Source organism: Stutzerimonas kunmingensis (genome assembly GCF_014764705.1).
GTDB lineage: Bacteria > Pseudomonadota > Gammaproteobacteria > Pseudomonadales > Pseudomonadaceae > Stutzerimonas.
The window spans coordinates 1-7576 of the sequence record NZ_JACXXG010000063.1 but is presented as its reverse complement, the minus strand read 5'-3'; the positions used below and the strand labels follow the sequence as shown (position 1 = coordinate 7576).

At 59.5% G+C, this 7576-nt stretch carries 4 protein-coding genes; all 4 read left to right on the top strand.

The window, feature by feature from the left end; translation table 11 throughout:
- The first annotated feature begins 470 nt into the window (after positions 1-470).
- Genes IEG05_RS22675 through IEG05_RS22660 form a run of 4 tightly spaced genes read left to right on the top strand, consistent with a single transcriptional unit; the run spans position 471 to position 6857 of the window.
- Entirely contained in the window at positions 471-1757 is a 1287-nt protein-coding gene (locus IEG05_RS22675) for a TolC family protein (protein ID WP_003296208.1), read from the top strand.
- The gene (locus tag IEG05_RS22670; protein WP_046622233.1) at positions 1754-3391 is read left to right on the top strand and encodes an efflux RND transporter periplasmic adaptor subunit; all 1638 of its coding nucleotides are present in this window, start codon (positions 1754-1756) and stop codon (positions 3389-3391) included. The genes IEG05_RS22675 and IEG05_RS22670 overlap by 4 nt, the downstream gene beginning before the upstream one ends.
- A 2-nt stretch (positions 3392-3393) precedes the next feature.
- Positions 3394-6516, top strand: coding sequence for an efflux RND transporter permease subunit (locus IEG05_RS22665; RefSeq protein ID WP_011914418.1), 3123 nt, complete (start codon positions 3394-3396; stop codon positions 6514-6516).
- Positions 6517-6539: 23 nt separating this feature from the next.
- A complete protein-coding gene (locus IEG05_RS22660; RefSeq protein WP_020307713.1) occupies positions 6540-6857 on the top strand; it encodes a hypothetical protein in 318 nt (105 codons plus the stop codon).
- Positions 6858-7576: the final 719 nt, after the last annotated feature.

Below are 7576 nucleotides of genomic sequence, written 5' to 3'. Positions count from 1 at the left end.
GTAAGCGCTTCGACTTCAAGTGCCCCATCGAAGTTATGGGTGAGGTGATGCAGAAGGCCATGGCTATGCGGCATGATGCTCCAGCTTCAATTCAATGACCGTGTTGCACTCAGCTCCTGCAACCGCCAAGTGTTTTGCGAGTAGTACGCTGAAAATATGTTAGTTTAGGTAACTGACATAAATGTAAAGTTTAGGTTATGTAAACGACAGGTCTGATCTGCAATAAAGCCAAACAATATTTACGAACTATTCGAGGCTCGCTCATAAACGGGTCCAAGCTTTCCCTTGTGCCGAAATTTGCGTGCTTCGGAGTTAAACATGATGAATGACTTGATCAAATATCGCGCCTGGTCGGCACACCCGTTTCCGCTCTCCGCTCATGACTGGCGTGGTGCGCAAGCCGAAGTCCTCGAATATTCTAGTTGTCGTTGCTGCAATCAACGGGACCGGCACTGCAGTAAGGAGATTCTATGAACTGGATCGTTCAGCCGCTGCCCGTCCGCAGTTGGGGGCTGCTAGCACCCGTCATCCTAGGCCTTGCTCTGAGCAGCGGCGCGCAGGCTTCGCCAGGGTCAGCCGAGCTTGGCGCCACGTTGCCTCCGCTGCTAGACCTGCTTGAACGGCAGAGCCCAGAGCTCCGGGCTGTCGGGCATGAGAGGCAGGCCGCCTGGGAGCGTCCCGATGTAGCCGGTGCGCTCCCGGACCCGATGCTCACTTTTGAGGAAATGGGCATCGCCCGCGACGACCCGAGCCTATCGCCCAGCGGCGTTGGCAGCACACGTTACGCGTTCCGTCAGACTTTTCCTATTGGCGGCAAGCGGGGGCTTGCTCGCGAGATCGCAGAGGCGGGCGCCGAGCAGGCAGCGGCCCGCGAGCGCCTGAGCCGAGTCGAGCTCAGGAGTCTCGTCAAGCTTGCCTTCAACGAATACCAGTATGCCCACGCAGCCATCCAGGTCACCGAGGAGCTGCGGGCGCTGGTGGATGAGCTTGAGAGTATTGCCCAAGCTCGCTACAGAGTGGGGCTTGCGCCGCAACAGGACGTGATCAAGGCTCAGACCGAGCACACCAGTCTGCAGAGCGAGCTGCTGACGCTGGAACGCGACCGACGCGGCACGGCGGCGCGGTTGAACGGCATCTTGGCGCGCCCTGCGAACTCGCCGCTGGCGGAGCCCGCCGGTTGGCCTGCTCTGCCTGCATCAGTGCCGACCTTGGCTGAGCTGCAGGCTCGTATCTTCGGTGGCAATCCTCAACTGGCTGAGCTCAATGCACGAATTCAAGAGGCCCAGCGTGCTGAGGCGCTTGCCAGCCGAAACTGGATTCCGGATATCACCGTCGGCACTGCCGTCGTCCAGATGGGTAACCGGGCCGAAGAGTTCGAGTTGATGCTGGAGATGAATATCCCGCTGTGGGGCAAACGCCGCAGCGCAGAGCAGCGCGAGGCCGTTTCCTTGCGCTACGCCGCCGAGGCTCGTCGCGAGGCGGTCAACAGCCGTCTCGCGGGCAGCGTAGGTGAAGCGTGGTCGGCGTTGGAGACAGCCTTTCGACAGCACGAACTGATTGACAGAACGCTCCTGCCGCAGGCGGAGCTCACCTATCAATCGGCGCTCGCCAGCTATCAGACCGGCAACGTCGATTTCGCGACCTTGCTTGATGCCCAGCGACAGATTCGCCAGCTGAGGCTGTCGCTGCTCTCGCTGGCGCTGGAGCAACGAGTCCAAGTGGTGGAATTGGAACGTCTTGTCGGAGCAGAACTATGAATCGCAGCATGATTTTCGGCGCAGGTGCGCTCGCCCTTGCGACGGCAATCGCCGGCTTCGGTGGTGGCTACATGGTGGCGCAAAGGACAGGCTCCTCGGAGGTAGCTGGAAGTACCGCCCCACAAGAGCGCAAGGTTCTGTACTACCGCAACCCCATGGGGCTGCCCGACACGTCGCCAGTGCCCAAGAAGGATCCGATGGGGATGGACTACATCCCGGTCTACGCCGACAAGGGGCCTGCTGCCGCGCAGGGCGAGCGCAAGATCCTGTACTACCGCAATCCCATGGGACTGCCGGACACCTCCCCGGTGCCGAAGAAGGACTCCATGGGTATGGAGTACATCCCCGTTTATGAGGGTGATGAATCGGGAAACACCGTTGTAATCAGCCCTGAGAAGGTGCAGTTGCTGGGTGTACTGTCTTCGCCAGTTGAGCGCCGCGTGCTCACCCGTACAGTGCGTGCAGTCGGTACGGTGCAGGTCGACGAGCGCGGCCAATACACCTTGGCGCCCAAGTTTGAGGGTTGGATCGAAAAGCTCTACGTCAACACGACCGGTGAGCCGGTTCGCAAAGGCCAGCCACTTATGGAGGTCTACAGCCCCGAGCTGGTGTCGGCGCAGCAGGAGTTCCTGATCGCCAATGCCGGGCAGCAAAGTCTTGCCGGCGGCAGCGCGGCCGCGCAAAAGGGGCTCGCCTCCCTCTCCTATTCTGCCCTTGAGCGGCTACGCAATTGGGATATCGGGGAAGCACAGCTTGAACGGTTGCGTCGTACTGGCAAGGTAACTCGCACTTTGACGATCGCCGCGCCCGTGGATGGCGTGGTATTGGATAAGCCATCGGTTGAAGGTATGCGCTTTCAGCCAGGGGATGCCCTCTACCGAATCGCGGATCTCGATACCGTCTGGCTTATCGCTGAGGTTTTCGAGCAGGATCTGGCGTTAGTTCAGCTTGGGCAGAAGGCGCAGCTTACGGTAAGCGCCTATCCCGACCGGCGCTTTAGGGGCGAGGTAACCTTCGTTTATCCCGATCTGTCGCCGGAGACTCGCACCGCCAGGGTTCGCATCGAGCTAACCAATCCCGACGGCCTGCTTAAGCCGGCTATGTTCGGCACCGCTCAGCTCGCAGCAGGTGAGCAGGCGCCGGTGCTCGCAGTGCCTGACTCGGCGGTAATCGACAGCGGTACTCGCCGGATTGCGCTGGTTGCCCTGGGCGAAGGTCGCTTTGAGCCGCGCGAACTGCGCACAGGCAGGCGTGCCGACGGCTACCTTGAGGTGTTGGAAGGGCTGGGGGAGGGCGAGTCAGTAGTCACGCGCGCCAACTTCCTGATAGACGCCGAGAGCAACCTAAAGGCAGCGCTAAGCGGCATGAGTGGGAAGTCGGCTTCGACTGCAGAAGCGGATCCCCATGCCCATGGAGCCGCCGTCGGGCCTGACGGTCCCGCCGCGCCAGGCAATGCCGATGCACTTCATCGTCATGCTGGACACGACGATCACAGTGATAGCGGCAGTTACGAGAGCAACGAGCTTCATAAGCCGGCGGGTGAGGTGGATGCGGGCCACGGTAGCGACGCTGAGTCTGGGAGTCACCCAGATCATGTGATGCCGAACGGCGGCCATTCCCATGGAGGGCATTAAGCATGCTTGCCAAAATCATTGAATGGTCGGTGCGCAACGTCTTCCTTGTGTTGCTCGCCACGCTGATTATCATCGGCGCCGGCATCTACGCGGTAATGAAAACCCCACTGGACGCACTGCCGGACCTATCCGACGTGCAGGTGATTGTGTACACCGAATATCCTGGGCAGGCCCCGCAGGTGGTAGAGGATCAGGTCACCTATCCGCTTACCACGGCGCTGCTATCGGTGCCCAACTCCAAGGTGGTGCGAGGCTTCTCGTTTTTCGGTGCCTCCTTCGTCTATGTCATCTTCGAGGACGGTACCGACATCTATTGGGCCCGCTCGCGGGTGCTGGAGTACCTCAACTTCGCTTCGAAGAACCTGCCAGCGGGGGTGACACCCGCGTTAGGGCCAGATGCCACAGGTGTGGGCTGGGTCTACCAATACGCCTTGACCAGCACACGTCATACCCTTGCTGAGCTACGCACCCTGCAAGACTGGTTCGTGCGCTATCAGCTCACCAAGGCCGAAGGCATATCCGAGATTGCGAGCATCGGAGGCTTTGTCCAGCAGTACCAGGTCACCGTTGACCCGCAGAAGCTTCAGGCCTATGACATCCCGTTGAGCCGGATATCTGAAGTCATCCGTACCAGCAATGCCGACGTCGGTGGCCGCATCGTAGAGATGAGCGAGACCGAGTACATGGTGCGCGGTCGTGGCTACCTGCGCGGTGCAGAGGACATCGAGAAACTGGTGCTGAAAGCTTCACGCGGAATTCCGGTTCTGCTGCGTGATGTAGCTCGCGTCGAACTCGGCCCGGACGAGCGTCGCGGCGTCGTTGAGCTCGATGGAGAGGGTGAGGTGGTCGGCGGCATCGCCGTTGCCCGCTACGGCGAGAATGCTATGTCCGTGATCGACAATCTTGAGGCCAAAATAGAGGAGATCCGTCCCGGCCTGCCGGAAGGAGTGAATATCGAGACGGTGTACGACCGCTCGGATCTTATCCAGCGCGCTGTCGACAATCTCAAGTTCACGCTTCTTGAAGAGTCGATCATCGTTGCGCTGGTGTGCGTTGTGTTTCTTCTGCACGTGCGCAGTGCGCTGGTGGCCATCCTCATGCTGCCGATTGGCATCCTAATGTCCTTCATCGCCATGCGCTGGCTAGGGCTCAACTCCAACATCATGAGTTTGGGCGGCATCGCGATCGCCATCGGTGCGATGGTGGACGCAGCTATTGTGATGATCGAGAACGCCCACAAGCACCTGGAGCGAGCGCCGCCGGAGAAGCCGCGTGTACATATTATAATCGAGGCCTGTCGGGAGGTAGGCCCTGCGCTGTTCTTCTCGCTGCTGATCATCACAGTCTCCTTCCTACCGGTGTTCACGCTGGAGTCGCAGGAGGGGAGGATGTTCTCGCCGCTGGCGCTCACCAAGACCTTCGCTATGGGCGCTGCGGCGCTGCTATCAGTGACCCTGGTGCCGGTGCTGATGCTGCTGTTCGTGCGAGGGCGGATAATCCCCGAGCACAAGAACCCGGTGAACCGCTTTCTGATATGGGTCTACCGCCCGATCATCCAAGGTGTGCTGCGTTGGAAGGTGATGACAATCGTTGTAGCGCTGGTGGTTTTGGTCGTTAGCATTTTGCCGGCGCGGCAGCTCGGTAGCGAGTTCATGCCGCGACTCAACGAGGGCACGCTGCTGTATATGCCAGCCTCGCTTCCTGGTATGTCTATTACCAAGGCCGCTGAGCTCATGCAAACGCAGGACCGGATCATCAAGAGCTTCCCAGAGGTGGCCTCGGTGTTTGGCAAGGCGGGCCGCGCGGCCACGGCCACCGACCCGGCGCCGGTGGAAATGTTCGAGACGGTGGTTAACCTCAAACCGGAGAAAGAGTGGCGGCCAGGAATGACGGTGGACAAGCTCATCGCCGAGATGAACGACGCGCTGAAATTTCCGGGCGTGGCAAATAGCTGGACTATGCCCATCCAAGGGCGCTTGGACATGCTCTCCACCGGCATTCGAACGCCCATTGGCATCAAGGTATTTGGCATGGACCTCGCCGGGATCGAGCGGCTAGCAACTCAGATTGAAGCGGTTGTGCAGGCAGTGCCCGGCACCACCAGCGCGTTTGCCGAACGTATTACAGGCGGCTTCTACCTCGACATTTCGCCCGACTATGACGCCTTGGCCCGCTACGGCTTGACGGTAGGGGAAGTGCAAACGGTGATTAGCACCGCCCTTGGCGGCGAGCTTGTGACCACCACTGTCGAAGGGCGGGAGCGATTCGGCGTCAATGTGCGCTATCCGCGAGAGCTGCGTTCCGATCCCCAACGGATCGGCACTGAAGTGCTAGTGCCGACGCCGAGCGGTGCACAGATACCACTCGGCCAGCTTACGGACATCAGCATCACTAAGGGCGCGCCGAGCATCCGCACTGAGAACGCATTGCTATCGGCCTATATCTACGTGGATATTCGTGATAGGGATATCGGTAGCTACGTGCGCGAGGCGCAGCAAGCTGTACAGGAGCAAGTGAGTTTCCCGCCTGGGTATTATGTCACCTGGAGCGGCCAGTTTGAGTACATGGAGAGAGCGGCCGAGCGGCTGAAAATCGTAGTGCCGTTGACGCTGGTGGTGATCTTCCTCCTGCTGTATCTGAACTTCCGGCGGCTTACCGAGACGCTGATCGTCATGCTCTCAGTGCCATTCTCGCTGGTAGGTGGCGTTTGGCTGATGTGGGCGTTGGGCTACAACTTCTCCGTTGCAGTAGCGGTGGGTTTCATTGCTCTGGCTGGCGTTGCCGCGGAGACAGGCGTGATCATGCTGATCTACCTTGACCACGCGCTCGATGAGCGTCGAGCAGAGCGGGAGGCTGCCGGTGAAAAGCTGACGGTGGATGACCTTTACCAGGCAGTGATAATTGGCGCGGTGGATCGAGTGCGGCCGAAGATAATGACTGTGGTTGCCATCATGGCCGGTCTGTTGCCAATCATGTGGGGCACCGGTACCGGATCGGAGGTGATGAGGCGCATCGCCGCGCCGATGGTGGGCGGCATGGTTTCTTCGACGATTCTTACGCTGGTTGTTATTCCGGCGATCTATACGCTCGTGAAACAGCGTGGCCTGGCCCGTTCGGCTTGCTAAATGATGCGGATTCGAGCATCGATTTGTTCGAATCCGCCCTGATCGTCCGGCCGGTGGGTAATCGCATCGACTCCGACACCGATTCGCATCCTCCATCAGTCATTCGCGACGCTAATGGAGCCATAGATCTTGGAGGCGAAACGGTGTCGCTGCTGACTGTGCAGGCGCGATTCCCATCGACGGTATCGTCAACAACCAAAAGGCCCCAGGCTAAAATAGAGAAGACGTTGCATCGCCTGATAGATGTGCCGTGCAGCATGGCGCACGTGAAGTACGTTGCCGAAATCGATCTGGCGCTTAACCAGAAGTACTCGGCGTGCGGCATTCGCATCGCCTCCTAATTCCACCGGTCTTCATCTGGTCGCCGTGATGGATCTTGGTTTACGCCAGCTAACAAGCCAGGTCGAGCAGCACCGCAGATTCCAAATAACTGCCGCGGGAATCCATTCTCGGACGGCAGGCCAAGCGATGCGAATGGACAGCCACGCAAATCAGGCTTCGTGTCGATCACGTCTGCTACCTGTAGCAGCTACTTCGATCCAGGCGACCTGGCGTGGCCTCGGTGATTGCCACCATCGGGTGCTTCATCGGGCTACACAGAGCAAACGAAGCGGCATTGTACGGATTAAGCTTGCCGCACTCACCGCCTCAAGATCTTGGCGGTACTGCCTGCGCCCGCCACTTTCGTGAGGCGCGTTGGGCAGCCCTAGCTCCGCAATTGCGCGCTAAAATGAAAGACGCTCCCCGCCGTTACCTTATGCTTCATGGGTAAGGCGCGAAGCCGCGTCTCTGAGCCGTCCGGATCAATTCGAACGAGCCATCCATCCCTCGCCATTATCAGCGTACGGCCTGCCTGAACTGCACGCAGGTAAGCAGCATGCGTGGCGCTGGCTGCGAGCGCAGGAATCAATCCCTCGGGATGGCCAATTTCGTGTAAGCGTTCATTCCAAGACATCCTGCCATCCCGCTGACTTCCGCCCTAGAGTGACCTCGCATTCAACAACGCGAGGTTATTTCCATGAGAAAACACCGCACCGCAGAACAGTGGCAAGTCCTAATC

Coding starts and splice junctions, on each gene's coding strand:
- IEG05_RS22675 (WP_003296208.1), top strand. CDS start 471: ATGAACTGGATCGTTCAGCCGCTGCCCGTCCGCAGTTGGGGGCTGCTA.
- IEG05_RS22670 (WP_046622233.1), top strand. CDS start 1,754: ATGAATCGCAGCATGATTTTCGGCGCAGGTGCGCTCGCCCTTGCGACG.
- IEG05_RS22665 (WP_011914418.1), top strand. CDS start 3,394: ATGCTTGCCAAAATCATTGAATGGTCGGTGCGCAACGTCTTCCTTGTG.